Annotated in this window: 25 protein-coding genes; 12 read left to right on the top strand and 13 right to left on the bottom strand. The window is 51.1% G+C overall.

Translation table 11 applies throughout. The features are described 5' to 3' along the window. Positions 1 to 69: 69 nt before the first annotated feature. A complete protein-coding gene (locus tag ACTF5G_RS01455) occupies positions 70 to 324 on the bottom strand; it encodes a twin transmembrane helix small protein (RefSeq protein ID WP_438951039.1) in 255 nt (84 codons plus the stop codon). A gap of 41 nt (positions 325 to 365) precedes the next feature. On the opposite strand from ACTF5G_RS01455, the gene ACTF5G_RS01450 reads away from it, so the two are divergent. The 5 genes from ACTF5G_RS01450 to ACTF5G_RS01430 all read left to right on the top strand — a co-directional run bounded on the left by ACTF5G_RS01450 (position 366) and on the right by ACTF5G_RS01430 (position 4,540). Next, positions 366 to 1,154: an SURF1 family protein gene (locus tag ACTF5G_RS01450; RefSeq protein ID WP_438951038.1), complete on the top strand. Its 789-nt coding sequence runs from the start codon at positions 366 to 368 to the stop codon at positions 1,152 to 1,154. Continuing rightward, positions 1,151 to 1,780 carry an SCO family protein gene (locus ACTF5G_RS01445; RefSeq protein WP_438951037.1) on the top strand — a complete coding sequence of 210 codons (630 nt, stop codon included), beginning with the start codon at positions 1,151 to 1,153 and terminating at the stop codon, positions 1,778 to 1,780. The genes ACTF5G_RS01450 and ACTF5G_RS01445 overlap by 4 nt, the downstream gene beginning before the upstream one ends. Positions 1,781 to 1,913: 133 nt before the next feature. After that, positions 1,914 to 2,903: a COX15/CtaA family protein gene (locus ACTF5G_RS01440; protein WP_438951036.1), complete on the top strand. Its 990-nt coding sequence runs from the start codon at positions 1,914 to 1,916 to the stop codon at positions 2,901 to 2,903. 18 nt (positions 2,904 to 2,921) lie between these two features. Beyond that, the gene (gene cyoE / locus ACTF5G_RS01435; protein WP_438951035.1) at positions 2,922 to 3,836 is read left to right on the top strand and encodes a heme o synthase; all 915 of its coding nucleotides are present in this window, start codon (positions 2,922 to 2,924) and stop codon (positions 3,834 to 3,836) included. Between the two features lie 77 nt (positions 3,837 to 3,913). Further along, complete coding sequence (locus ACTF5G_RS01430) at positions 3,914 to 4,540, top strand: SCO family protein (RefSeq protein ID WP_438951034.1); 627 nt, start codon at positions 3,914 to 3,916, stop codon at positions 4,538 to 4,540. Between the two features lie 18 nt (positions 4,541 to 4,558). Here the strand turns inward: ACTF5G_RS01430 and znuB are convergent, their stop codons facing one another. From znuB to ACTF5G_RS01415, 3 genes are read right to left on the bottom strand one after another with little or no spacing between them, the layout of a single operon-like run. Then, positions 4,559 to 5,338, bottom strand: a complete 780-nt coding sequence (gene znuB / locus ACTF5G_RS01425; protein WP_438951108.1) for a zinc ABC transporter permease subunit ZnuB — start codon at positions 5,336 to 5,338, stop codon at positions 4,559 to 4,561. Then, positions 5,331 to 6,074 (bottom strand): zinc ABC transporter ATP-binding protein ZnuC, encoded by a 744-nt coding sequence (znuC, locus tag ACTF5G_RS01420; protein WP_438951107.1) that lies wholly within the window; start codon positions 6,072 to 6,074, stop codon positions 5,331 to 5,333. The genes znuB and znuC overlap by 8 nt, the downstream gene beginning before the upstream one ends. A 2-nt stretch (positions 6,075 to 6,076) precedes the next feature. Then, positions 6,077 to 6,565 (bottom strand): Fur family transcriptional regulator, encoded by a 489-nt coding sequence (locus ACTF5G_RS01415; protein WP_438951033.1) that lies wholly within the window; start codon positions 6,563 to 6,565, stop codon positions 6,077 to 6,079. Positions 6,566 to 6,768: 203 nt separating this feature from the next. On the opposite strand from ACTF5G_RS01415, the gene ACTF5G_RS01410 reads away from it, so the two are divergent. Next, the gene (locus ACTF5G_RS01410) at positions 6,769 to 7,674 is read left to right on the top strand and encodes a zinc ABC transporter substrate-binding protein (protein ID WP_438951032.1); all 906 of its coding nucleotides are present in this window, start codon (positions 6,769 to 6,771) and stop codon (positions 7,672 to 7,674) included. 11 nt (positions 7,675 to 7,685) lie between these two features. On the opposite strand, the gene ACTF5G_RS01405 is transcribed toward ACTF5G_RS01410, so the two are convergent. Next, on the bottom strand, positions 7,686 to 8,654 hold the full coding sequence (locus ACTF5G_RS01405; protein WP_438951031.1) for a homoserine kinase: 969 nt from the start codon (positions 8,652 to 8,654) through the stop codon (positions 7,686 to 7,688). Between the two features lie 112 nt (positions 8,655 to 8,766). On the opposite strand from ACTF5G_RS01405, the gene polA reads away from it, so the two are divergent. Beyond that, positions 8,767 to 11,493: a DNA polymerase I gene (gene polA, locus ACTF5G_RS01400; RefSeq protein WP_438951030.1), complete on the top strand. Its 2,727-nt coding sequence runs from the start codon at positions 8,767 to 8,769 to the stop codon at positions 11,491 to 11,493. A 444-nt stretch (positions 11,494 to 11,937) separates the two neighbouring features. Here the strand turns inward: polA and yihA are convergent, their stop codons facing one another. Continuing rightward, positions 11,938 to 12,546 carry a ribosome biogenesis GTP-binding protein YihA/YsxC gene (yihA, locus tag ACTF5G_RS01395; protein WP_438951029.1) on the bottom strand — a complete coding sequence of 203 codons (609 nt, stop codon included), beginning with the start codon at positions 12,544 to 12,546 and terminating at the stop codon, positions 11,938 to 11,940. 133 nt (positions 12,547 to 12,679) lie between these two features. On the opposite strand from yihA, the gene ACTF5G_RS01390 reads away from it, so the two are divergent. The 4 genes from ACTF5G_RS01390 to ACTF5G_RS01375 all read left to right on the top strand — a co-directional run bounded on the left by ACTF5G_RS01390 (position 12,680) and on the right by ACTF5G_RS01375 (position 16,575). Then, on the top strand, positions 12,680 to 13,318 hold the full coding sequence (locus tag ACTF5G_RS01390) for a c-type cytochrome (RefSeq protein WP_438951028.1): 639 nt from the start codon (positions 12,680 to 12,682) through the stop codon (positions 13,316 to 13,318). A 109-nt stretch (positions 13,319 to 13,427) separates the two neighbouring features. Beyond that, a complete protein-coding gene (locus ACTF5G_RS01385; RefSeq protein ID WP_438951027.1) occupies positions 13,428 to 14,072 on the top strand; it encodes a thiol:disulfide interchange protein DsbA/DsbL in 645 nt (214 codons plus the stop codon). Between the two features lie 181 nt (positions 14,073 to 14,253). Continuing rightward, a complete protein-coding gene (locus ACTF5G_RS01380; protein WP_438951026.1) occupies positions 14,254 to 15,369 on the top strand; it encodes a phosphoserine transaminase in 1,116 nt (371 codons plus the stop codon). A gap of 36 nt (positions 15,370 to 15,405) precedes the next feature. Next, the gene (locus tag ACTF5G_RS01375; protein WP_438951025.1) at positions 15,406 to 16,575 is read left to right on the top strand and encodes a phosphoglycerate dehydrogenase; all 1,170 of its coding nucleotides are present in this window, start codon (positions 15,406 to 15,408) and stop codon (positions 16,573 to 16,575) included. A gap of 37 nt (positions 16,576 to 16,612) precedes the next feature. On the opposite strand, the gene ACTF5G_RS01370 is transcribed toward ACTF5G_RS01375, so the two are convergent. The 5 genes from ACTF5G_RS01370 to ACTF5G_RS01350 all read right to left on the bottom strand — a co-directional run bounded on the left by ACTF5G_RS01370 (position 16,613) and on the right by ACTF5G_RS01350 (position 22,323). Next, a complete protein-coding gene (locus ACTF5G_RS01370) occupies positions 16,613 to 16,858 on the bottom strand; it encodes an Hpt domain-containing protein (RefSeq protein WP_438951024.1) in 246 nt (81 codons plus the stop codon). Further along, positions 16,822 to 19,266, bottom strand: coding sequence for an ATP-binding protein (locus ACTF5G_RS01365; RefSeq protein ID WP_438951023.1), 2,445 nt, complete (start codon positions 19,264 to 19,266; stop codon positions 16,822 to 16,824). The genes ACTF5G_RS01370 and ACTF5G_RS01365 overlap by 37 nt, the downstream gene beginning before the upstream one ends. Before the next feature lie 14 nt (positions 19,267 to 19,280). Then, positions 19,281 to 19,709: an ABC transporter substrate binding protein gene (locus tag ACTF5G_RS01360; RefSeq protein ID WP_438951022.1), complete on the bottom strand. Its 429-nt coding sequence runs from the start codon at positions 19,707 to 19,709 to the stop codon at positions 19,281 to 19,283. Positions 19,710 to 19,723: 14 nt separating this feature from the next. Further along, positions 19,724 to 20,170: a hypothetical protein gene (locus tag ACTF5G_RS01355; protein WP_438951021.1), complete on the bottom strand. Its 447-nt coding sequence runs from the start codon at positions 20,168 to 20,170 to the stop codon at positions 19,724 to 19,726. A gap of 152 nt (positions 20,171 to 20,322) precedes the next feature. Further along, a complete protein-coding gene (locus ACTF5G_RS01350; RefSeq protein ID WP_438951020.1) occupies positions 20,323 to 22,323 on the bottom strand; it encodes a TonB-dependent receptor plug domain-containing protein in 2,001 nt (666 codons plus the stop codon). Between the two features lie 302 nt (positions 22,324 to 22,625). On the opposite strand from ACTF5G_RS01350, the gene pdxH reads away from it, so the two are divergent. After that, positions 22,626 to 23,261, top strand: coding sequence for a pyridoxamine 5'-phosphate oxidase (pdxH, locus tag ACTF5G_RS01345; RefSeq protein WP_438951019.1), 636 nt, complete (start codon positions 22,626 to 22,628; stop codon positions 23,259 to 23,261). Positions 23,262 to 23,333: 72 nt separating this feature from the next. On the opposite strand, the gene rho is transcribed toward pdxH, so the two are convergent. Together rho and ACTF5G_RS01335 are read right to left on the bottom strand one after the other, a co-directional pair. Next, the gene (gene rho / locus ACTF5G_RS01340) at positions 23,334 to 24,593 is read right to left on the bottom strand and encodes a transcription termination factor Rho (RefSeq protein WP_036861129.1); all 1,260 of its coding nucleotides are present in this window, start codon (positions 24,591 to 24,593) and stop codon (positions 23,334 to 23,336) included. A 217-nt stretch (positions 24,594 to 24,810) separates the two neighbouring features. Further along, positions 24,811 to 24,964 (bottom strand): thioredoxin family protein (locus ACTF5G_RS01335; RefSeq protein WP_438951106.1); only part of this gene is annotated, 154 nt, incomplete at its 5' end.

The raw sequence follows: 24,964 nt of genomic DNA, 5'->3' as shown, positions 1-24,964 counted from the left end.
CAGGCTGAAATAAAAAAAGCGGTCAGGGTTTCCCCTGACCGCTTTTTTCTCGCTCAATGGAGAAAAAACCTATTGATGCATTTGTGGAGCGACCCTTTCAGGATGCAGTTGACGATCCCAAGGTGCTTTACTGGTGAGTTGTCCGGAGTAGATGCCCCAGGCAATGGTTCCCACCAATGCAACAGCCAGTACGACCCTGACACCCAGCGCGTGAAGGGTTCTTTTGCTCGGGTTGCCGACGTCTTTCATCAGAAAAACCAATGCACTACTCAGGCTGACAAGAACCGCGATAAACAAAAGCACAACGATAGTTTTGAGTAGCATATACGTGACCCCCGACATTCAGAGAATTTATTTAAACACAGATGTCAGTCGAACCGCAGCAGCAAGCTAAAATTTCCTTTCAGTGGCAGTGGAACTGGAAAATATTGCTATTTGCCGGCATTTTTTTCCCAATCACACTCAGCCTGGCCTTCTGGCAATTGGAGCGTGCTGATGAAAAGCATGCACTGCTCGACACCTACCAACAGAAAAAGCTTGCCGCACCTGTTTCCATAGCTGAGGCAATGGAGTTTCCCGATCAACAGTATGTTCGTGTTCATCTTAACGGTGAATACGATAATCGCTCTGTCCTGTTGGTCGACAATCAGGTCCGCAACGGGCGTCCGGGTTATGAAGTTGTCACTCCATTTAAAGCCTCACAGGGGGAGTGGCTTCTGGTCAACCGGGGTTGGTTGCCGGGGGGGCTTGATCGCAGCGTTTTACCCGACGTGGATGCAGTGTCCGGCAATGTCACCCTGGTAGGCTATTTGTATCGCTCCCCCGGCAAGCAGCTGATGCTGGGGGAAGATATCTGGAAAGAGGGTGCTGGACCAAAAATTATTCAAAATGCGGCGCCGGAAAATGTCTCAGACAAGTTGTCGATCCCTTTTTATGATTATACGCTGCGACTCGATGCCGGCATGCCTGGAGCGCTCGAAACCGGTTGGCAAGTGGTGAATGTGGTACCTGGTATGCACACTGGCTATGCAGTTCAATGGGCAGCATTGTCCATGGCACTCCTCATTCTGACCCTGGTTGCCAATTCAAACGTGGGTGCTGTCCTCAAGCACCGCAATTTATATACAGATAAAAAGCCGGAGAAACAGAAATGACAGAGCATCAGAGCAAGTCGGGCTATTGGCCAGTATTGATCATGATCGGGATACTGACGGGGGTTATTGTGGCCGGTTTTCTGTTGTTCCCGAAAACGCCTGATGAGCGCAACAGCATATTGGGCCGTCTTGGGACAACGAATTTCGGGGAGTTTGTTGTTCCGGCAGTATCGATGACCGATTTGAGCTTGAAGACCGGGGATGGCAGCCCCTGGGCATTTTCCGAGCAGAAAATAAAATGGCGCATGATTATTCCCGGCATGGGTAGTTGTGTTGATGAGTGTCGTGAACTTCTCCATACCACCAGACAGGTGCATATCAGTCTGGGGAAATACAGTCGCCGATTTGAGCGGGTCTACATCGTACTCGATGATGAGATCGACCCCGAAACCAGCAATCACATGGAAGAACACCCCTTTTTGAAAGTTGTTTACGGCAAACAGAATGAATTGGAAGCATTATTAAAGGACACCAATGCACCATTGAGTACGGTCTCAGGTGGTGCGCCACTCAGGGCTTATCTGGTTGATCAGGAGGGTTTGATCATGATGTCCTATACCCTGGCCAATGATGGTAAGGAAATGATTGAGGATATCGAACATCTGATGAAATACTCGCCTGGCTGAAATCCTTGTTGCCAGACGAACGAATGTCGCCAGCCTTCATCAAGCAGTTGTGTTTTGGTGAGCTCAACAAACCACCTAGTGAACTTTGTTAATGTCCGTATATTCGCCTAAACAACGCCAAGCCGGATTCAACTTGGCGGTAACCGCTACAGCCCTGTCGATCGCCGTTTTGATACTGGGCGTCTTTACACGCTTGACTGATGCGGGTTTGAGTTGCCCCGACTGGCCAGGTTGCTATGGCCATTTTTCGTGGCTGACCGACCCCGATGCCATTGCGCGAGCCGAACGGCTTTATCCGGACAATCCAATCGAACAACAAAAAACGGTAGTCGATATGGTACACCGGTATACAGCGGGAGTGCTGGGTATTCTGGCGATTGCACTGGCTGTTATTTCCTGGTTACGCAGGGAGGACGAAGCGTATCCCTTCCGGTTGCCAACATTTATTTTGTTCTTGATGGTCTGGCAGAGCCTGTTTGGCATGTGGTCTGTCACATTACAATTGTGGCCGCAGATTGTATCGCTGCATCTGCTCACTGGCATGGTGACTTGTTCGCTGTTATGGTTACTCACCCTGCGTTTGAGTGGTCGCGAGTGGCGGCTTTCTCCGGATGTGATGGGCAAGTTGCCTGGCGTCAAATCCTGGTTGCTGGCGGTGATAACCGTGACACTGTTGCAAATACTTTTGGGGGGGTGGACCAGTGCCAATTATGCTGCCTTCGCCTGTACAGAGTTTCCTACTTGCCAGGGTCAATGGTGGCCTGAAATGGATTTCAAAAACGGCTTTAATCTGACCCAAACGATTGGACCCAATTATTTGGGTGGAAAATTGGAAGGTGAGGCGCGCGTAGCCATTCACGTGATGCATCGACTTGGTGGTCTGATTGTTGGACTGTTGATGGTCGGTTTAGCGGTGCGGTTGTTCACGATTAAAAGTACTCAGTTCCGCTGTATGGCACTGATTATGCTGGCCATTTTGACAGTGCAAATTACCCTCGGGGTCAGCAATGTTTTTCTGATGTCGCCACTGCTCACTGCATTGATGCATCACTTGGGAAGTGTCCTGCTAATGTTGGTATTGGTCACGCTCGGTGCCAGAACCTGGACAGCCAGGCTGGAATGAAAGATACGGGAGTGTTTAATGACGAATGAAATAGGGGTCGAGACAGGGAAGGCGGTCTGGCGCGATTATCTGGAGCTCACAAAACCCAATGTAGTGGCACTGATGATACTCACTACTGTGATTGGTATGTTTCTCTCAGTACCGGGCATGGTGCCTTTGCATGTTTTGATTCTAGGTAATCTGGGCATTGCTCTCTGCGCCGGGGCTGCCGCCGTGGTTAACCACGTAGTGGATCGCCAGATCGATACCAAAATGACCAGAACGGTTAACCGCCCTGTGGCTAAGGGTCGAGTTGAACCTGTCCAGGCAATGGCATTTGCCACAGTGCTCGGCCTGCTCGGCATGGCCATCCTGCTGGTCTATATCAACCCCCTTACTGCCTGGTTGACTCTGGCATCACTGGTGGGCTATGCAGGTGTCTACACCCTGTTCCTGAAACGCGCCACACCCCAGAATATTGTCATAGGCGGGCTGGCGGGTGCCGCGCCTCCGCTACTTGGCTGGACCGCTGTAACTGGCGAGATTCACGGTCATGCGCTACTGTTGGTGCTTATTATTTTTGCCTGGACGCCACCGCATTTCTGGGCGCTGGCACTACACCGCAAGGATGAATATGCCAAAGCGGATATTCCGATGTTGCCGGTTACCCACGGTGAAAAATACACCAAGCTGCATATTCTTTTATATACCTTGATGTTGCTGGTAATCAGCGTACTTCCCTTTGTTACCGGCATGAGTGGTTGGCTCTATCTGTTAGGGGCATTGGCGCTCGGGGTGGGGTTCATTTATTGGGCCATTGTGATGATGGTCGGCAAAAAAGCCAATGCGGGGATGGATACCTTTAAATACTCGATCATCTACCTGATGGCGCTGTTTGTGATTATGCTGCTCGATCACTATTTGATTACGGTACCCGAATTCTTTCCTCAGTGAGCTATTTTGAATAGCTATACCCAAGAAAAAAATGTGAGATGTTCAACGTGTTAACCAAGCAAAAGAATAGAGGCAGCGTGAAGCTGACTGTCACGGTATTGGTTGTTTTTATTGTACTGGTAATCGCCGGTTTTGCCTTCAAACTGAATCAGCCTCATGTCCTTAGCCAACAGGAACTACAGGCCAATGGCGCTGTACTTCTGGAAACACCCCGTCGGTTCAGCGAGTTTCAGTTAACCAACCAACGGGGTAGCGTATTCGATAAAGAAAGCCTGAAAGGCAAATGGTCACTGCTGTTTTTCGGGTTCACCCATTGTCCCGATATCTGCCCCACTGCGATGGCGGTGGCTGCGAAGATGTATGCTGGCCTCGAGCCTGGGGAGCGGGAAAATCTGCAAGTTGTGCTGATTTCACTGGATCCGGAAAGGGATACCACGGATAAACTTGCCGAGTACGTGCCCTATTTCAATTCAGAATTTATCGGCGCCACCGGAAACCAGTATGTGTTGCTCAAGCTGGCCACTGAGCTGAATGTCGCCTTTACGAAAGTCGAGCTTGAAGGAGGTGATTACACCATAGATCACAGCGGCAATATGGTGCTTGTTAATCCTTATGGCGACTATCATGGTTTTCTCAAACCACCTTTTGCAGAAGAACAGATGCGCTCGACCCTGCGCTCAATTATGACTTCATTTCAACATTAACGCGGATTATCACTGAGTTCACTGCTTTTTAATCAGTGAGACCAAAAATAGTCCACCCGCACAGAGTACGATTGACGGCCCGGCTGGTGTGTCCAGAAACCAGGAGCCTGAGAGCCCGCAGGTCACAGCGATGCAGCCGATGAGGCTGGCCAGCAATGCCATCTGCTCCGGCGTGCGTGCAAAGCGCCTCGCCGTGGCAGCAGGTATCACCAGCAGTGATGTAATCAACAGAATGCCCACCACCTTCATCGCAATGGCAATTTCCAGAGCAATGATCAGCATAAAAGCCGATCGTACCGCCGTTACCAGTATCCCTTCTACCCTGGCCAGTTCTTCATGAATCGTGATCGACAGCAGTGGTCTCCAGAGGAGTACCATCAATAGAATTGACGCGGTACCAATACTGTAGATAATCAGGATATCTCGCGCAGTAACGGTCAATAAATCGCCAAACAGGAGGCTGAGTAAATCTACTTTGACAGAGGGCATCAGGGAAATTGCCACCAAACCAATAGCCAGTGAAGTATGTGAAAGGATTCCCAGTAATGTGTCCGAGGCAAGATTCTGCTGTTGCTGCAATATCACCAGAATTAGCGCCAGTACCAGGCAGACAATCACCACCGACAGAGTCGGGTTAATGGACATCAACAGGGCCAGCGCGACTCCCAGCAGGGAAGAGTGAGCGAGGGTGTCACCAAAGTAGGCCATGCGCCGCCAGACAATAAAGGCACCCAGCGGCCCTGTGACCAGAGCTACCCCCAGACCTGCCAGCAGGGCGTAAAGCAAGACCTCAATCATGATGACAGTCTCCGGAATGAGCACTGGTGTTGTCATCATGCAAACCATGACTATGATCGTGGTGGTGTGTATAAGGTGCAGTCCGACTACCGAAAAGCTCAATAAAAGCGGGGTTTGTGCTGACCTGATCAGGATGACCGTGACAGCAGACATGTTGGTTCAGACAGATAACTTCGTCTGTGGCGGACATCACCAGATGCAGGTCGTGGGAGACCATCAGCACGCCACAATTCAGTCGATCACGGAGTTGTCCGATCAAGCGATAAAGCCCCTCCTGACCGCTTACATCAACACCTTGAACCGGTTCATCAAGTACCAGCAAATTGGGTTTGCGCAGGATCGCACGGGCCAGCAGAGCCCGCTGCATTTCCCCACCGGAGAGAGATTGCAATGGCATATCAATCAGCTTTTCGATGCCTACTTCTGCCAGAGCATCCTGGCAGAGCTGTGAGCCGGGTTCCGCCAATGCGAGAAAACGGCGTAACGTAATGGGTAGTGTCGGGTCGATATGTAGTTTCTGTGGCATGTACCCGACGCGCAGATCCGGGGTTCGAACCACTGTACCGGTATCGGGCTTCAGCAAATCGAGTACGATTTTCACCAGCGTGGTTTTACCGGCCCCGTTTGGGCCGATTAGGGTGATAATCTGGCCTGCCTCGATTTTCAGGCTGACATCGGACAAGACCTGATTGTCCCGAAAGGAGTGCCCGATTGCATGGAGCTCGATCAGCTGCATAGTCACAACTGGCACTCCGGGCAGATACCGACAATTTCTATCACCTTGGACTCAATCTGAAAATTTGCCCGACCGGCGGCATGGGTTACCGCATGATCCAATTGATCTTCGCTGCACTCTGCGGTTGAACCACAGTGTCGGCAGATAAGAAAAAAATCGCTGTGATAATTACCCGGAAAGGGGCAGCCTATATAGGCATTCAGGGAGGTGAGACGATGAATCAGGCCCTGATCAAGCAGGAACTGAACAGCCCGATAAACCGTGGGTGGTAAAACATGATGACGGGAGATTTCTGATTGTGACATCTGGTCGACTATTTCATAGGCTCCCAGAGGGCGGTGGCTCGCCCATATGGTCTCCAGGACGGTTTCACGTATCGGCGTGAGTCGAGCCTTTCTGGCATCACAAAGTTCCCGTGCACGGTTCAGTGCTGCGTTGATGCAGCGCTTATGATCATGGCGGTGATAAGCAATTCGTGAGTTGGTCAGCACGTCTACTCTACTTAAGGAAATAATGTTACTTTGTATCGTTTATTTTACAACTGAATCACAGAGACATTTCGGTAGATTGAATTGATACATTATTGCATTAATAGTTGTTTGTCAGGAGATAAACGGTTTTATGGCCCTTTGGCCTGGCAGTCAGTATAATCCTGAAACATATAATTGAAACAATATATCAATAGATAATGAAAATGAAGAAATTTACGCAGTGGATTTTGCTGTTGATGGGGTGGTTAGTGTTGACCACCAGGCCAATCGCAGATGAGGCGCCTGAGGTGGTCACCTCTATCAAACCCCTTGCAGCCATAGCGGAAGCCATTGCGGGTGATAACATTGCGGTCAATGTGTTATTACCAGCAAATATCTCACCTCACGATTACTCGCTGAAATTTTCCGACATTCGTGCATTACGATCCGCCAGGCTGATTATTTGGATAGGGCCACATTTCGAGTCTGTATTGCAGAAACCTCTCGCGCAGCGATCCGACGAACAATTACAGGTCGCCCAATTAACAGAGCTGGTTTGGCCGCCACAAGATGCTGAAAAAGATTCGGCGCAGTCACACGGATATGAGCATGATGGCTTCACACGGGACCTGCATGTCTGGCTCAATCCGATGAACGGGCTTGTGATTGCAGAGGCGATCGCAGCGGAACTGAGTAAAAAATACCCGGCCAAAGCAGCCTTTTTTGAAAAGAATCTCCAGACATTTCTCGAGGCGGTCACCCGGCTGGATGCGGTAAACAGGCAGCGGCTTGCAGGTTTGCGCGAACGGGGTTTTATTGTCATGCATGATGGCTACAGTCACTTTGTTACCCACTATGGGCTGACGCAGTTGGCTTCTGTGCAGCTGTCGGGAGGGATAACACAGGGCATCCGCCATTACGGGCAAATGATGGCGCTGGGAGAGCGCGTAGTCTGTGTCTTTAGTGAGCCGCAAATGGACAGTAAGCCCGCTCTCCAGTTGGCACAGCAACTGGGGGCGAAAAATGCTGAGCTCGATCCTCTGGGTATGCACCTGAATTCAGGAAACGGGGGTTACCCAGCACTGATAGAGACCCTTGTGGACACGTTTGTCGATTGCCTGAGTGAATGAATGTCGGTAGATCAGGCAGGATCCGGCAGGGGAAAGTAACCGACAATGCGCCGACGCAGTTTTTCCCTGTATTCAGCCGGCTCGCGTTTCACTGACGCGGTATCGCCATCCTCGGGAAGCAGGGAATTTAATAGCCTGGAGATCCAGAATCGTGTGGCAGAGAAGCACAAAATGTCCTGCCAGTACTGATTTTCCACGGCTGTGAAAGGTCTTTCTGCGGCATAGGCATTCAGCAATGCGCTGGTCAGCTGTTTGTCCAGTTCGCCCTGTTGATTACAGCACCACTCATTGACGGCCTGGGCCACGTCCAGGAGAAGCCAGTCAGTACAGGAAAAGAAAAAACCGGTAACGGCCTGCAGCAGCTCCCCTCTGAAAATTAACTGATCACCAAACAGACTGCCTATAAGAGGGCCGGAAGGTAAGTCCGGGTCAGTTTCTACCGTTCGCCTGAATCGACTCAACTGCTCTTGCAGTAGCGCAGCATCGCCTGCAGATAATGGCTCTATAAGCTCCTGTGCGGCAAGATTCAACCAGATCAGGCTGCGCGGGTTGCTGTACTGTTCACAAAAGCCATGGGTACTTGCGTGCATTCTGCCAAGGAACGTGCCAATTTCTTTGCATATCGATGTGTTTGACTGCTCTGGCGCATGCCCTTCCGGTAACTGAAAAAGCAGTGCCGGGGATTCGCCATAGTTGGTCACATGATGACCCGAGTGGTCGGCGAGGCAGGGTGTGACAGGGATTTGTTGCTCCCTGAGATAATTTACCAATCGTGCAGAGAACGCCAGCCGATCTCTGGCGGCCTCACTCGCCACCACGAGAAAAAAACGTTCGCCGGGGGTGCCGACAATACTGAATCTGCAAGTCAGATGATTCCTGGCTGAATAAACGGCATCAATGCCAGCGACCAATCTTTCTGGTGAGTATTGGGCAAGAAAATGATTGAGTGTCCGGATATCTGGCAACAGGAACGAAGACATGGCGTTAATGATACCTCACGAATTTCCTGGTTAGATTAGCCGCTTGTTGGCTGGAAAGAAACAATTTGGGGTATGCTTCACCCATTCAAGTCTCTGCTCAAGTTGCCTGCCAATGAATAATAAAACACCGCTCGTACTGGTGGACGGATCCTCCTATCTTTACCGGGCCTTTCACGCGTTGCCTCCCCTGATGACTTCGAGTGGACAGCCGACCGGCGCTGTCAAAGGTGTTATCTCGATGATACGCCGCTTGTTGAAAGATTACCCAGGAAGTCCTCTGGTGGCGGTGTTTGATGCCAAGGGAAAAACCTTTCGCGATGAGCTGTTCGAAGAGTACAAGTCGCATCGCCCACCGATGCCTGATGACCTTAAAAAACAGATTGAGCCGATCCATCAGATTATTCGTGCCATGGGGTTGCCACTGTTGGTGGAGGAGGGAGTGGAAGCTGACGATGTCATTGGCACCCTTGCCCTGCAAGCTGCGAAAAGCGAAACGCATGTGGTGATTTCCACCGGCGACAAGGATATGGCTCAACTGGTTTCTGAGCAGATCACGCTGGTCAACACTATGACTGAAACCGTACTGGATCGGCAGGGGGTGATCGACAAATTCGGTATTCCGCCGGAATTGATGATTGATTATCTGGCACTGGTTGGCGATAAGTCAGACAACATACCCGGCGTGCCTGGTGTGGGTGAAAAAACGGCTCTGGCCATACTGCAAAAGCTGGGTGGCATTGATGCCATATACGGCAATCTGGAGGCGATTGCCGAGCTCGATTTCCGCGGTGCTGCGAAAACACCGGAGAAGCTTGCCGAGAACCGGGATCAGGCATTTCTTTCCTACCAGTTGGCGACCATTAAAACCGACGTACCGTTGAAGGTGGCATTGTCGGAACTGAATAATGGCCAGCCAGACAGCAAGGCTTTACTGGAGTGGTTTCGCCAACTGGAGTTCAAGGGTTGGGTTGAGGAATTGCTTGCTGCCCAAGATAGTGACAGCGAGGACAGCTTGCCGTCCTCAGTGGCTGACAAGGACTATCAGGTGGTTCTCACCCAGCAGCAACTTGATCAATGGCTACAGAAATTGGAACAGGCTGAGCTGGTCGCCTTTGACACGGAGACCACCAGCCTCGATTACATGCAGGCCAGCATTGTCGGTGTTTCCTTCGCAATCACGGCGCATCAGGCTGCCTATGTCCCCCTTGCCCACGATTATCTGGGTGCTCCCCGGCAACTCGACCGGGATGCGGTGCTGGAACAATTGAAACCGCTGCTTGAGTCACCAACACTGGCCAAAGTAGGTCAAAATCTCAAATATGACATGAGTGTACTGGCCAATCACGGTATTGCCATGCAGGGCATCCGCTTCGATACCATGCTGGAATCCTATGTGCTGGATTCCACCGCCACTCGGCATGACATGGACAGCCTGGCATTGAAGTACCTTGGGGAAAAAACCACCCAATTTCAGGATATAGCCGGTAAAGGCGCCACTCAGCTAACTTTTAACCAGATTGCCATTGAGCAGGCCGCTCCCTATGCCGCAGAGGATGCGGATATTACCCTGAGGCTTCATGAAAAACTCTGGCCCAAACTGCAGGATATAACCGGACTAGAACATGTCTACCGGGCTATTGAAATGCCATTGGTACCTGTTTTATCAAGAATAGAAAGAAATGGAACAAAAGTGAGTGCTGACTTGCTTAGAAAGCAGAGTGCACAGTTGGGTGAGCGCATAGCGGAGCTGGAACAGCAGGCATTTGAGCTGGCGGGGGAGGAATTCAACCTGGCCTCACCCAAACAGCTTGGCCATATACTCTTTGAAAAACTGAAAATTCCGGTACAAAAGAAAACGGCCAAAGGTGCGGCTTCTACCAAGGAAGAGGTGCTCCAGGAGTTGGCGCTGGATTACCCGCTACCGAAATTACTGCTTGAGCATCGTAGTCTCAGCAAACTCAAATCCACCTATACCGACAAGCTGCCTTCGCTGGTCAATCCTGCCACGGGGCGGATTCATACCTCCTACCATCAGGCCGTAACCGCAACGGGCCGATTATCTTCCTCTGACCCGAATTTACAGAATATCCCCGTGCGATCTGCAGAGGGGCGTCGGATTCGTCAGGCATTTGTTGCCGCGCAAGGTTGCAAGATAGTGGCGGCCGATTATTCACAAATCGAATTGCGAATCATGGCGCATCTCTCTGGGGATCGGGGATTAAAAGCGGCTTTTGAGCAGAATCTCGATGTACATAGTGCCACTGCAGCAGAAGTGTTCGGTATTGAGCTGGCGTCGGTGACGGCAGAGCAGCGGCGCAGCGCCAAAGCGATCAATTTTGGATTGATCTACGGTATGTCGGCCTTTGGTCTGGGCCGCCAGTTACACATTGGGCGCAATCAGGCCCAGGAATATATCGATTTGTATTTTGCCCGCTACCCCGGGGTGCAGGCCTATATGGATTCCACTCGCAGGTGTGCAGCCGAGCGAGGCTATGTTGAGACATTATTTGGCAGACGTTTGTATCTTCCCGAAATCAAAGCCAGTAACGGGATGCGTCGACAGGCCGCAGAGCGCACAGCGATCAACGCGCCAATGCAGGGAACGGCGGCCGATATCATTAAACTGGCAATGATCAGCGTCGACCAGTGGCTGGCGAAGAAAAAACTTAATGCAAAGATGATAATGCAAGTACACGATGAACTGGTTCTGGAGGTACCGGAGGCTGAGTTGAATGACGTGTTGTCTGGCCTCAGAGCTCACATGACCGATGCTGCCCGGCTGGATGTGCCACTGGTTGTCGATGTGGGTGTTGGCGATAACTGGGATGAGGCACATTAATCGTTTTGCCGCTTCAGCAAAGCGTACCTGTTTTCGCGCCTTGATCAAGGCAAAAAATACTATATAATCAATGGGTTAAAATTTTTTATCTTGATGGGAACTCAATTCATTAATAACGGACTAATTTAACGAGCAAGCAAACATTGCTTTGTTCTCCCCCAAACTAAATGCAAAGCCTGTTAATCTCCAAACAACAGCGAAGCACACCCTGGTCTCAATGGTCAGGGTTTTTTTGCTCTGAAAACTCTACTGGGCTTGCCAGAAAATTTTTTTTACCCGGAGGGAACTTCTCGGAAACAGGGGGGACTAACTATTACAAGCAACATTGCTATTTTCTCCCCAAGTTAAATGCAAGGTTTGTTAATCCCCAAGCAACAGCAAGGCATACCCTGATCTCAATGGTCAGGGTTTTTTTTGTGCTGGGGTACATGCAAAACAGGATTGTCAGTTGGTCAACCAGGATTGAAGCACCAGTTTTAGTTGTTCAATACCTGTTTTCTTGAGTGATGAAAAGGTTTGTACCGTTACGTTATCTCCGAACCCGGCGCTGGCCAGTTCGCGCTTGACCATCAAAAGCACTGTTTTGGCCGGGCCATTATTCAATTTATCTGCCTTGGTGAGCAACAGGTGAACCGGCATGGCAGACTGTGTGGCCCAACCGATCATCTGCCAATCATATTCCTGTAACGGGTGGCGAATATCCATCAGCATCACCAGGCCTCTCAGAGAGCGGCGTTGTTGCAGATATTCTGCGAGATTGCGGTCCCACGCCTGTTTCATAGCCTTGGGGACTTTAGCGAAGCCATAACCGGGCAGATCGACCAGGCGACAGTTTTCGGTCAGGGAGAAAAAGTTAAGCAGCTGCGTGCGGCCCGGAGTTTTGCTGGTTCTGGCCAATTTGCTGTTGTTGGTGAGTGTATTGATGGCACTGGACTTCCCGGCATTGGAGCGTCCGGCAAACGCAACCTCCTTACCCACATCCTCCGGGCATTGCCACACAGTCGGGGCGCTAATGAGGAATTGAGCCTTGGTGAAAGAGATTTCTTCTGACATAAGGAAAAAGCCTTGATGGAGTAACCTGATATCAACTATTAAGGTCAGGAGGGGTTTGGTATATAATGCCTGCGCTTTTTACAAGGCAATAAGAACTTCCTATTGTAGCGGAATGCAGAGAGCGGATTAACTAATGAAAAAAATGATTCTGACAGTGGTTGCCTTACTCGCAACGGTCCTGGCATCACCCCTTATTTTTGCAGCGGGAGATGCTGCTGCCGGTCAAGCCAAAACAGCAATGTGTGCGGGCTGTCATGGTGCCGACGGCAATAGCGCCATGGCGAGTTTCCCGAAGCTGGCCGGGCAGGGTGAGAAATATCTGACCAAACAACTGCAAGATATCAAGGCCGGTGATCGCTCGATACCTGAAATGACCGGTATGCTGGATAACTTATCGGAGCAGGACTTGCAGGATATGGCAGCGTACTATGCATCCAAGACCATTCAGATGGCTGGCGCCAAAGAGGCTGGTCTCGATCTTGGTGAGCGGCTCTATCGCGGCGGAAACATTGAAACCGGTGTGCCAGCCTGTACCGGTTGCCACTCACCTGCGGGCAATGGTAACAACCCTGCGGGCTATCCGGCATTGGGTGGTCAGTTTGCCGAATATATCGCCAAACAGCTGCGTGCGTTCCGCACTGGTGCTCACGACCCCGGTAATTCTTCAGCCCGCACCAATGACGGTGATTCGCAAATCATGCGCGGTGTTGCTGCACAAATGAATGATGTTGAAATTGAAGCAGTAGCCAATTTTATTGCCGGGTTGAAATAACTACCCGCATCCAAAGGCGGTTTCGACCGCCTTTTTCAATGCTGTACAGGGAACCTGTCCGCTCTCTGTGGTCTATGCAGGGTAATTCAATAATCACAAGGAAAAGCCAATGCGCAATCTGCTGTCGACATTTACGGTAACTGTCGCAATGCTGATGGTTGTCATGTCTCCTGCTCATGCAGAGGAGCCCTACAAAGCCGGTGTTCATTACGAGGTGCTGACCGAAGCGGTCGTCACCAGTAATCCTGCGAAAATTGAGGTGGCAGAGGTATTCTGGTATGGCTGTAGCCATTGCTACAGTTTTGAACCTGTGCTGAACAAATGGACTCAGGCGCTACCAGAGGACGTTGACTTCGTCCGTGTTCCTGCGATCTGGCATCCGATTATGCGTCTTCATGCCAAGGCTTATTTTACCGCCAAAGCCCTGAAATCCCTTGATCAGATCCATGAACCTATTTTTGAGGCGATGAACCTGAAAAAAGCCAAACTGAAAACAGAGGAAGAAATTGCTGCCCTGTTTGAGGCCCAGGGTATAGATCGCGCGAGATTTACCAAGGTATTTAACTCGGCAGGCATCAATATGGCGGTTGATCTGGCAGAGAAAAAACAGGAGCGCTACCGGACTCAGGGAACACCCGAAATGGTTGTGAATGGAAAATACCGAATCTCCGGTCGCGATAATGGCGGCAACGAAGGCATGTTGAAAGTCGTCTCCTACCTTATTGAGCAGGAACGTTTATCGATCGGCCAATAAGTTGTTATTTGATCTCTTCGGCCCCTCGCGTCAATCGTCGCTATCGGCACTGTAAATCGTCCTACCGCAGGGTGCTCAATTATCCAAATATTGTTGGCGGCTTTTACTATTAGTGGCTTTGCGAAGCAGCCAATCCCACTTAAAATGTCCCGCTTCTTTTAATCTTCCAGGCAGATCAATCATGAAACCGACTCAAAAGCCGGCCAACCCAAATTTTTCTTCCGGGCCTTGCAGCAAGCGTCCCGGCTACGATGTCTCAGCCCTCGACCTTGCTACCCTGGGGCGCTCGCACAGAGCGGCTATTGGCAAGACTGCGTTACAGCGGGTATGCGAGGAGACGGCTCAGGTTCTGGGCTTGCCGGAAGGTTACCGAGTGGGTGTGGTTCCAGCGTCGGATACCGGAGCAGTTGAAATGGCGCTCTGGTCGATGTTGGGCCCCCGTCCGGTTGATGTGTTTTCCTGGGAGTCCTTCGGGCAGGGCTGGCTGACGGATATTGTCAAGCAACTGAAGCTCGAACAGGTCAATGATTACGGTGCCGATTATGGAAAGTTGCCGGATTTAAGTCTTGCTGATCCCACGCACGATATCGTGTTTACCTGGAATGGCACCACTTCCGGTGTCAAGGTTCCCAATGCTGACTGGATCAGTGACTCCCGTGAGGGTTTGACCATTTGTGATGCCACTTCTGCAGTATTTGCCATGGAGATGTCCTGGGAAAAACTGGATGTGATTACGTTCAGTTGGCAAAAGGTGCTTGGTGGTGAGGGTGCCCATGGCATGCTGATTCTTAGCCCCAGAGCAGTTGAACGATTGGAAACCTATACACCATCATGGCCGCTGCCGAAGATTTTCCGCATGACCAAAGGTGGTAAATTGATTGAAGATATTTTCACGGGTGCCACCATCAATACGCCCTCCATGCTCTGCGTGGCAGATTATCTCGATTCGCTGGATTGGGTTAAGTCTATCGGCGGAGTGCAGGCAACGATTCGTCGGTCCAGCGACAATCTGGCGGTCATTGAGCAGTTTGTTGCGACGCGTGACTGGATTAGTTTTTTGGCTGAAGACCCGGCCACCCGCTCAAGCACCAGTATCTGTTTGATCCTTGCACTGGATGCCAGCCAGGTAAAACAACTGGTCAAGCTACTTGATAGCGAAGGTGTGGCCCATGACATTGGTGCCTACCGTGATGCCCCAGCCGGTTTGCGTATCTGGGGTGGTGCGACCGTCGAAAAAACAGATATTGAAGCACTGATGCCCTGGATTGAATGGGCCTATGACGAAGTGTCCCGTTAATAATTGGCATTAAGTAGCGTTGCGTGAGACAAAACCATGTTTAAAGTACGGACCTATAACCAGATCTCAGCCAAAGGGCTGAATCGTTTTCCCCGAGAAAACTACGAAATAGCCAGTGAGCTTTCGCAGCCGGATGCGATTTTATTGCGCAGCCAGAAGTTGCATGAAGAAATTATTGCCGGGAGTGTCAAGGCGGTGGCGCGTGCCGGTGCCGGTGTGAACAATATTCCGGTGACTGACTATACCAAGCGCGGTATCGTGGTATTCAACACCCCCGGCGCCAATGCCAATGCAGTGAAAGAGCTGGTGGCCAGTGCATTGTTTCTCGCTTCAAGAGATATTTTTGGCGGTATGAACTACGTGCAGGGGCTCACTTCAATCACGGATGCTGCCGAGATGTCGAAGCTGCTGGAAAAGCAGAAAAAGCAGTTTGCCGGTTGTGAGGTGGCTGGTAAAACTCTCGGTGTCGTCGGCCTTGGCGCCATCGGAGCGCTGGTTGCCAATATGGCTCTTGAGCTCGGCATGAATGTGGCCGGTTATGACCCCGCTATCTCTGTCGAAGCTGCCTGGCGCCTGTCCCGGCGGGTTCAGAAAGTGGAGAACCTGCAGAGCCTGCTGGCTTGCTCAGATTTTGTTTCCTTGCATGTGCCCGCCATAGAGGCCACCCATCATCTGATCAATGCTGAAGTGCTCCGCTGTGTCAGACCTTCTACCGTGTTGCTAAATTTTGCCCGCGAAGAAGTGGTCGACCTGGTGGCCATAACAGCGGCGTTGGATGAAAGACGTCTGGCGAAGTATGTCACCGATTTTCCGGTACCGGCACTGCTCGGACGTAAGGATGTGCTCTGTATGCCACATATTGGTGCCAGTACGGAAGAAGCCGAGGAGAACTGTGCCATGATGGCTGCCGATCAGCTCATGGATTATCTGGAAAATGGCAACATTCGCAATTCGGTAAATTTCCCGAACACCAAGATGGCCAGGAACGGTGGCTTTCGAATCACGTTCTGCAACGAAAACGTGCCAAAAGTATTGGGTCATGTGCTGTCCCTGCTGGCGGATCGGGATATCAATGTTATTGATATGGTAAACCAGAGCCGTGAAGGCATTGCCTACAATATTATTGATGTTGCCAGTGAGCCAACTGCCGACTTGCTCAGGGAAATTGCCGATGTCGAGGGCGTGGTTGCAATTCGGGCTGTCTGATAGGCTTCATTGAGGCGGCGAGTGGACGCGGCTTTTTCTACAGGTCAGTCCATTCAGCTTCCCGGTCAATCTCGTCGAGTAGTAATGAAACTGACGACAGCGATTCCATCTTGATCTGTTCGTGCAGATCCTTTACTAACTGCTCCAATACTTCCAGCCTGAACACACCGGCGATACCCAGTAACTGATGAATCTGTTCCCGCAATTCGGCACGGTCTTCATCGGCGAGTGCTTGACGCGCCTTTTTCAGCAGGCCTCTAACCTCCTGCCTGAATAAATCCACGGAAATATCGCCCCCCCGGGCTTGCAGAGTTGACGCATCAGTGGGGGGGGCCGGATGTTGAGCAGTTTACAGATATTGGTAAGTAATTCATTTTCATTGAGTGGTTTCAGTTGTAAACCATTGGCTCCGGCATCAAACAGTGCTCTTTCCTCTTGCTGAAGTATATCTGCCGTAAGGGCGAGGGCAGGAATCTGTGCGTTGAGATTATTGCTGCGACGCAGGGTGGTCAGGGTATCAATGCCATTTTTCTGGGGCATATGTATGTCCACCAGCAACAGGTCAAAGACATCCTGCTGGCAGGCGGCAAGCGCTTCATTGCCATTGTTTGTCAATGTGCAGTAAGCCCCCATCTTGCTCAGCAGAGTATCCAGCAACAGACTGGTGAATTGATTATCTTCGGCTATCAGAATATTCACACCATCAAGGAGTTGGCTGTTTACTGGTGTAACGGTGGTGATGTTTTGCGGCAGCCCATTATCTTTCAGCGATCGGTACAGCTCGGACAGTGGTGGTGGCATTGATAGAAAAGTGACCGGATTCAGCTCTGCCCGTTCCTTGGCGTTGAATTGCTGATAGAAATTCAGTTGTGATGCCGTGAGAATGAGCTTGGCTTTGGTGGTGTTACGCAACTGGACCATGAGTGTCGAGAGATCGCCATTGGCCATTTGCGGAGCAGGTATGCAGACAATAACCCGGTCCTCGACCTCAAGGAGTGCTGTCGTATCGAGTAAATGGGCGTAATCCATGATGACGGTATCGCTGATCCCAAAGCGTTCAAGTGCATGTTCGAGTGCCCGCGTAGTAAATTCATTACAGCTGGCAATGACCACCCTGCAGGGGCTTATTTGCCAGTTCGGCTGGCTTTCACAGAGTGGCAGCGGAAGTGTTATGCGGAAAGTGGAACCTCTGCCTTCCTGACTCTCCAGATCAATTTCACCACCCATCAGGTCAACCAGGCTTTTGACAATCGAAAGGCCCAGGCCAGTGCCGCCGTAGTAGCGGGAGATCGAGGTGTCTGCCTGGGTAAACGCATTAAACAGCAGGCCTTGTGAATCGCCGGGAATACCAATACCGGTATCCAGCACTTCAATAATAACCGCTTGCTCCGGATTGGTTTTCAGGGAGATGAAGACGCCACCCTGGTCAGAAAATTTGATGGCATTGGCAATCAGATTACTGAGAATTTGCTGGAGACGGATCATATCTCCCACGCGATGCAACAATACATCGGGCGCATAATCCACAGCGATACAGAGCCCCTTCTGTTGGGCCTGAGGAGAAAACAGGGCGCTTACCTGCTCCACGCATTCCGCCAGATCAATAGGTTGCTGGTCGAGCTCCACGGCATTGGACTGGAGCTTTGAGCAAGCCAGGATATCGTCAATCAGTTTCAGTAGCTGGAGTGCGGATTGATCAATAATCTGGCAATAATGACGATCGGTTTCCGACATGACGCTGACATCGAGCAGGCGTACAAATCCCTGAATGGAGGTGATTGGTGTACGCAGCTCGTGGCTCATTCTTGCCAGAAAATCACTTTTCGACTGATTCGCTGTTTCTGCTTCCTGCCGTGACAATTCCAGTTCATGGTTCTTTTTTTGCAGGCTCTCGAGGGTGTCCTGTAACTGCCTGGTAGCGAGATGAATACGATATTCAAGGTTTTGTTTGCCCTCAGTAATAGACTCGGCCAGTTGGTTGATACCATTGGCGAGAATGGCAAGCTCGTCCCGGGTTCCGGTTTGGGCCCGAATACTCAGGTTACCGCTGGCCATTTTTCTTATGATTGCGGTGAGGTGTTGAATCGGGGCAATCAACCCCAGGCTCAGGTAATAAGTCAAAACGACAGCAATAATCAGGCCCAATAGGGATAACCAAAGTGAGGTAGAAATAATCTGGCGCTGCTTCTGAAGCAAACTGGCTTGATCAATCGCGACGATAACCCAGCCGATCAGTTCATCATCGGGGGCTTGCGTGGCCTCTTCCTCATAATCACTGAACTCAACACCCAGTAGATAAACAGGTTTTTTGAAGTAGACGTGATTATCCAGCTGAAAGGGCTGTTTGTCCGCGGGGGGTGTCAGAGCGGCCGCAGGCAGATTCCCAGAATTCAGAACAAGCGCGCCTGCCTGGTCCAAAAAAGCCACACCGGATACATCGGCCAGGCGAATCGCCCCAGTTGATGTATTTGAGAGCAACTTGAGATTGCGTGAATAAAGTGACAGATCCGAAATCGTCGCCAGATAATCCGAGGTCATATTGCCGGACTGGTAAAGATTTTCTGACAGATCGCCCCGCCTGGCATCAATTGTGTAGAGCGTCAGCAGCGTGATGATTAACAATAACGGGAAAAGTGCTACGGCAAGAAACCGACGATGTATTGACTTGCTGAGCAAAGGGCCTTCGATCATTGTTCTGCCTGCTCCTACTTTTCAATATTCATGTAAAGCATATTCTCTGCCGGTAGGGATATGCCCAGCGCGCGCGCTATGGCAGGGTTTGTGGAAATACTGAAATAACGGGGATACTGCGGTTTGCCGAGGGTCTTTTCCGGGTTGGGCAACCACTCACTGATCAGTTCGCCTGCCTGCCTGCCAATATCTTCGGGTGAGGAATAAATGGAGGCCAACGCTCCAGCGGTGGTATAGGCCTTTGAAAAGCCGATCACCGGGATTTTTTGTTGAAAACTGAGGTGCAGAATCCATTTGGCGATTGCCCGGTTGAGTACTGCCTGATCCGGCAGGGCAAGAAACAGATCAGTACCGGTGACCACCGGTCGTAGCACTGCCACGGGGTTATCCTTCTGATCAAGATAACCGTGCTTGAGAATCAGGCCCCGCGTAGCGGTGAGCAACTCCAGCTCTGGTCTCAGGCCGCTGGAGGCGGGGCCAAAATGGTGCTGAACCTCGTGGCGCCCGGCTTCAGCAATGATGCGAGGGTTATTATCCGGCCGAGGGGTTGATCGAGAAAAATTGCAGAAGCCTGGCGGGGTGGTGCTTCGTGGTGTGCTGTCCAGGCAGATTCATAGGCATTTTTTGGTGTAAAAATACTGAGTATGGGCGTTTCACTGTGCCAATTAACGGCCTCTCGGGTAGCATGGCTGCCGATAGCAACAATCAGTTGATAAGGGACATCTTGTTGATTTGTCAGTTTGGTTTTATTGAGGTTAATGACGCTAAAGCCGGGATTTTTCGGTAGCGCTTTGTTGACAGTCCGTTGCAGCGAATCCGCTGTTTCAAGGTAGTAAGTGGCGTTACTCGATAACAGCAATAGAATCTCCGCCTGGGTGATTGTGCCGGTCAAAAGTGACAGCATGAAGAGCCCAAGCTTCCATAGGGGGGCAGAGATACCTTGTTTCCTTGCCGGTCGCTTTGACATGTCTTCCCTAAGTAACACTGCAATTGAACATGAGACCGCTCATTTCCGGATCGTGGTGATTATGTCCAGACCACGGGACGTCAGACACATCAAAAATTCAGCACGAGGCGCAAAAAAACTCTCGTTTCAAAAACATTGTTTTGAGCATGCTCCATGTAGTCACCGCCCAGATTTTGCCCGATAAGTGACAGATTTCCGGTGTTTGAACCCACGGCAAAATCATAACCCAGATGGGCGTCTACCCGGACAAACTGTTCTACAGGGTTGCCATCACGCCAGTCTGCTGCGGTCACATGGTAGATATTGACGCCTGAGGACCAACCTGCAGAAAATCGCTGAAACAGCAGCAAGCCAGCCGTATGCCGAGGTGCACGGTCATTGTGGTCCTTGATCTGAAAATAGGGTTCGTAGCGGGAAATATAAGAACTGTCCACATCCCGATAACCGTAGTGGGCATTGATCAGGGTTCGCTCGGTGGGCTGGTAGCGGAGTTGCAGTTCTATCCCGCGGGTTACCCAGCGACTGTTATTGTCGCGAACTGAAATGGTTTCATCCAGGCCGAGCGACGGAATACCCAGATCAGCGGGTGCCTGGTAAGTATCGATGCCGTCTTTGACGGACTCGCGAAACAACCTGGCATCGAAAGTCAGGCTCTGTGCCGGCAGCTGGGCCAGATAGCCCAGTTCCAGGCTTTTAAGTCCCTCTTCCTGGACATTTTCAGCGGATTTTCGAATCGCCTGAACCAGTACCTGATCGGCGAGAATATCCACATTCAGCTCCCGAGCCTCACCCAGTGAAGGTGAGCGTCGACCAATGGCATAACCGACTCGAAGGGTGTGGAGAGGGTTGATGTGGTAATTGGCGGCGATCCGGCCGGATGCGATGGTATCCACCAGAGTATTGTTTTCTATCATCAGGCCGGTATTCAGAGTCCAGTGGGAACTGGCCTCCCACTCCATATGTCCGAAAAGTCGGCGGCTGGTCAGTGATTCATCGCCGCCATGACCAAACACCGTTTTGCCACTCACATTGTCATAGCGCAGTCCGGCTCCCCAGGTTGTCCGCAAACTGGGTGTGATTTGCAGGCGATGCTCCAGTTCCACATCGTAGCGCTCTGAATCAATGCCCTGAAAGCCGACGATATAGTGCTGATCTTCAATATCCAGGGCTGGATCAATCATCTGAAAAAAGCCGGGCACCTGTTCCGGTGTCAGGGTGAATCCCAGTTCCTTTGACAGCAGATTCGAAACCAGCCCCAGATCGATATAGTTCTCACCTTCAATTCGATTGTGATACAGATGGATTTGTAGACCGTCACCGTTGATCAGGTCCCGGTTCCACTTCAGGGACTGATACTGGTTTTCGAACTGGACACCGGCGTACTCGTCCGGACGGTCGGCATCACCCCAACCGGAGTTGTTGTGGGTAAACCCGGCTTGAAGGTCGAAAGTATCCGTAATATTTGGGGTATACATGGCGCGCAGGTTCAGAGCCAGCATCTCCTTGCCATCCTTCATGGGCCCCCGATCCTCCCCGGCGTTTACCGGTGGGAAACCGTCGTTGTGCTGATAATTAAAACTGATGCGGTAATCCAGCCTGTCGGCATTACCGCTGTAGCGAACAGTGGTTTCCCGGGTTTGCTGGTCTCCAGCTGTCACTCCGACCTGCCAGCCGCGCTCCTGCACAGGTTTGCGAGTGATGATATTGACAGCGCCCAAAAATGCATTGGAACCGTAGGCCGGGGCATTCGATCCCCGCACAATCTCAATATGGTCGATATCCTCCAGGCTGACGCCCATAGAGCCCCATTCAGTATTGGCAAAGACCGGGTCATAGATCGGTCGGCCATCAACCATAATCTCCAGATGGTTCGGGAATTCGCGGCCAAAGCCGTGGTAACCGATACCGTAGCGATTACCATTGATGTAGTAGGACTCAAAGCCGGGCACCAGACGAAAGACATCGACCCAGGTCATGGCGCCGGAAGCCTTGATCAATTGTTGGTCGATAATGGTGACACTGGCGGGAACCTGGTTCAGGGGCTGAACCATCCGTGCCACGGAGGCTACCGATGGCAGTTCACCGAGCATGTCCTCTTCGGTAATGAACGCTGATTGGGGCTGACCAAGAACCAGTTAGCTGTAGAGTAAACCCGCTACTGTCAGGCTCAATGTGGCGCAAGACATAACGTGCTCCCGGGAGAATTGGCATTATTTTTGGTAGGGACATATTCTAAGTCCCCGATACGGGAATATCAGCTGTTTATTCCTTGACGGACAAAGAAAACCAATAATGAATCATGCCTTGGGATTGAATGATGTTATCGCTGTATCGAATAGCAGCAGCACTTCCTGATCTGGGCTAAAATGCGCTCTGGTTGAGGAGAAAGCTGATGTCGCTGGAAGATACCCGTCGCGAATACCAACATGGGCGCCTGTGCCGGGAGTCACTGAAAGATTCTCCCTTTGATCAATTCAATTTGTGGATGGAACAGGCCATTGATTCCGATTTATCCGATCCCACGGCGATGTGTCTCGCCACTGTCAGCACGGAAGGTAAACCCTGGCAACGGACTGTGCTGTTGAAGGGTATTGATCAGCGAGGATTGATGTTCTACACCAATCTGGGTAGTCGCAAAGCCAGAGAGATGACAGGCAACCCCAATGTCAGTCTCCTTTTTCCCTGGATGCGACTGGATCGGCAGGTGATTGTTGGCGGACAGGTGGAGAGGCTCACTAAAACGGAAGTATTGGGCTATTTTCTCAAGCGTCCGAGAGGGAGTCAGCTGGCAGCCTGGGCTTCACAACAGAGCAGGCGGCTCAGTTCCCGACAGGCCCTGGAAGCTCAATTTATGCAAATGAAAGAGAAGTTTGCCTCCGGTGAGATACCGGTGCCGGACTTTTGGGGTGGGTACCGGGTGGTACCCAGCGAGTTTGAATTCTGGCAGGGTGGTGAAAACCGCCTGCATGATCGCTTTCAATACCTGCGATCCGGGAATGGTTGGTCTATTTCGAGATTGGCACCATGACTGAACCCGTGCCGGATCAGACCCCACAGAAAAAAACCTGGCTAATGCCAGGTTTTTTGATGCCGCTTGAGACTATTTGCGTTTCATCGACAGGAAAAACTCATCATTGGTTTTGGAGTCTTTCAGTTTATCGATGAGGAACTCGGTAGCATCAGAGTCTTCCATGCTGTGGAGTAGTTTGCGCAAAATCCACACCCGTTGCAGTTCTTCTTCACCCATTAAAAGGTCTTCGCGACGGGTGCCGGAGCGGCGGATATTGATAGCGGGATAGATGCGCTTCTCTGCCATTTTCCGGTCCAGGTGCAGCTCCATGTTGCCGGTGCCCTTGAACTCTTCATAAATGACTTCGTCCATCTTGGAGCCGGTTTCTACCAGTGCTGTAGCGATAATGGTGAGACTGCCGCCTTGCTCGATATTTCTGGCAGCACCAAAAAAGCGCTTGGGCCGTTCCAGTGCGTGAGCATCCACCCCCCCGGTCAGCACCTTGCCTGACGATGGCTGTACGGTGTTATAGGCCCGGGCGAGTCGGGTTACCGAGTCGAGCAGAATGACCACATCTTTTTTGTGCTCTACCAATCGCTTTGCCTTTTCGATAACCATTTCAGCGACCTGTACGTGGCGTGAGGGTGGTTCGTCAAAGGTAGAAGCAATGACTTCACCGCGCACCGAGCGCTGCATTTCAGTCACCTCTTCCGGACGTTCATCGATCAGCAACACCATGATATAACACTCCGGATTGTTACGGATGATGGACTGTGCGGTGTGCTGCATGAGAATGGTTTTACCGGCCTTGGGCGGGGCCACGATGAGACCGCGCTGGCCTTTGCCAATCGGTGAAACCAGATCAATAATTCGAGGGGTCAGGTCTTCGGTGGAGCCGTTGCCTGCTTCCAGTACCAGTCGCTCATCGGGGAATAGTGGTGTGAGGTTTTCAAACAGAATTTTGTTGCGGGCATTTTCCGGTTTGTCAAAATTTATTTCGTCCAGCTTGAGCATGGCAAAGTAGCGTTCGCCCTCTTTGGGCGGGCGAATTTTGCCGGAAATGCTGTCGCCGGTTCGCAGGTTGAACCGGCGGATCTGACTGGGGGAGACATAAATATCATCGGGGCCGGCAAGATAAGAGCTGTCGGCAGATCTTAAAAAACCAAAGCCATCGGGGAGTATTTCAAGAACGCCATCTCCGTAGATGTCCTCACCACTTTTGGCATGCCGTTTGAGAATGCTAAAGATGACATCCTGCTTGCGCGAGCGGGCCAGGTTATCCAGGCCTATTTCCTCGGCAAGTTTCAGAAGTTCATCGATGGGTTTAGTCTTGAGCTCGGTCAGATTCATAAATACAGACATAGTAATATTGTTGTTAGGATTTGAGACAGGCTGACAGCCGGCCGAAAATTATTTTTGGTGTCCTGGAAGGGCTATATGGGATTTTTTGGTAAGGTTTCTCGCCAAAGAGGTTCGACGGGAACAGCCACAGTATAGGGGGGGCCACTGTAAAGCGCAACAATCTGGGCGGCAGCGAAAAAGGCGGGCCGCCCAGTCCCAGTATAGATCAGAGGCTGGCCTCAATAAATTCTACCAGCTGGGTTTTGGACAGGGCCCCGACCTTGGTGGCTTCTATGTTACTGTCCTTGAAAAGGATTAATGTCGGGATGCCGCGAACATTGAATTTTGCAGGCGTCTCGGGATTGGAATCCACATCGACT

The organism is Porticoccus sp. (assembly GCF_965660005.1).
Lineage (GTDB): Bacteria > Pseudomonadota > Gammaproteobacteria > Pseudomonadales > Porticoccaceae > Porticoccus.
The sequence above is the reverse complement of the archived record's forward strand: the minus strand, read 5'-3'. Positions and strand labels throughout refer to the sequence as shown.

What these genes read in the sequence shown, in the direction of transcription:
- ACTF5G_RS01455 (WP_438951039.1), bottom strand. Translation starts at nt 324, where the DNA reads ATGCTACTCAAAACTATCGTTGTGCTTTTGTTTATCGCGGTTCTTGTC.
- ACTF5G_RS01450 (WP_438951038.1), top strand. Translation starts at nt 366, where the DNA reads ATGTCAGTCGAACCGCAGCAGCAAGCTAAAATTTCCTTTCAGTGGCAG.
- ACTF5G_RS01445 (WP_438951037.1), top strand. Translation starts at nt 1,151, where the DNA reads ATGACAGAGCATCAGAGCAAGTCGGGCTATTGGCCAGTATTGATCATG.
- cyoE (WP_438951035.1), top strand. Translation starts at nt 2,922, where the DNA reads ATGACGAATGAAATAGGGGTCGAGACAGGGAAGGCGGTCTGGCGCGAT.
- znuB (WP_438951108.1), bottom strand. Translation starts at nt 5,338, where the DNA reads ATGATTGAGGTCTTGCTTTACGCCCTGCTGGCAGGTCTGGGGGTAGCT.
- znuC (WP_438951107.1), bottom strand. Translation starts at nt 6,074, where the DNA reads ATGCAGCTGATCGAGCTCCATGCAATCGGGCACTCCTTTCGGGACAAT.
- ACTF5G_RS01410 (WP_438951032.1), top strand. Translation starts at nt 6,769, where the DNA reads ATGAAGAAATTTACGCAGTGGATTTTGCTGTTGATGGGGTGGTTAGTG.
- ACTF5G_RS01405 (WP_438951031.1), bottom strand. Translation starts at nt 8,654, where the DNA reads ATGTCTTCGTTCCTGTTGCCAGATATCCGGACACTCAATCATTTTCTT.
- polA (WP_438951030.1), top strand. Translation starts at nt 8,767, where the DNA reads ATGAATAATAAAACACCGCTCGTACTGGTGGACGGATCCTCCTATCTT.
- yihA (WP_438951029.1), bottom strand. Translation starts at nt 12,546, where the DNA reads ATGTCAGAAGAAATCTCTTTCACCAAGGCTCAATTCCTCATTAGCGCC.
- ACTF5G_RS01390 (WP_438951028.1), top strand. Translation starts at nt 12,680, where the DNA reads ATGAAAAAAATGATTCTGACAGTGGTTGCCTTACTCGCAACGGTCCTG.
- ACTF5G_RS01385 (WP_438951027.1), top strand. Translation starts at nt 13,428, where the DNA reads ATGCGCAATCTGCTGTCGACATTTACGGTAACTGTCGCAATGCTGATG.
- ACTF5G_RS01380 (WP_438951026.1), top strand. Translation starts at nt 14,254, where the DNA reads ATGAAACCGACTCAAAAGCCGGCCAACCCAAATTTTTCTTCCGGGCCT.
- ACTF5G_RS01375 (WP_438951025.1), top strand. Translation starts at nt 15,406, where the DNA reads ATGTTTAAAGTACGGACCTATAACCAGATCTCAGCCAAAGGGCTGAAT.
- ACTF5G_RS01365 (WP_438951023.1), bottom strand. Translation starts at nt 19,266, where the DNA reads ATGATCGAAGGCCCTTTGCTCAGCAAGTCAATACATCGTCGGTTTCTT.
- ACTF5G_RS01355 (WP_438951021.1), bottom strand. Translation starts at nt 20,170, where the DNA reads ATGCTGTCACTTTTGACCGGCACAATCACCCAGGCGGAGATTCTATTG.
- ACTF5G_RS01350 (WP_438951020.1), bottom strand. Translation starts at nt 22,323, where the DNA reads ATGCTCGGTGAACTGCCATCGGTAGCCTCCGTGGCACGGATGGTTCAG.
- pdxH (WP_438951019.1), top strand. Translation starts at nt 22,626, where the DNA reads ATGTCGCTGGAAGATACCCGTCGCGAATACCAACATGGGCGCCTGTGC.
- rho (WP_036861129.1), bottom strand. Translation starts at nt 24,593, where the DNA reads ATGAATCTGACCGAGCTCAAGACTAAACCCATCGATGAACTTCTGAAA.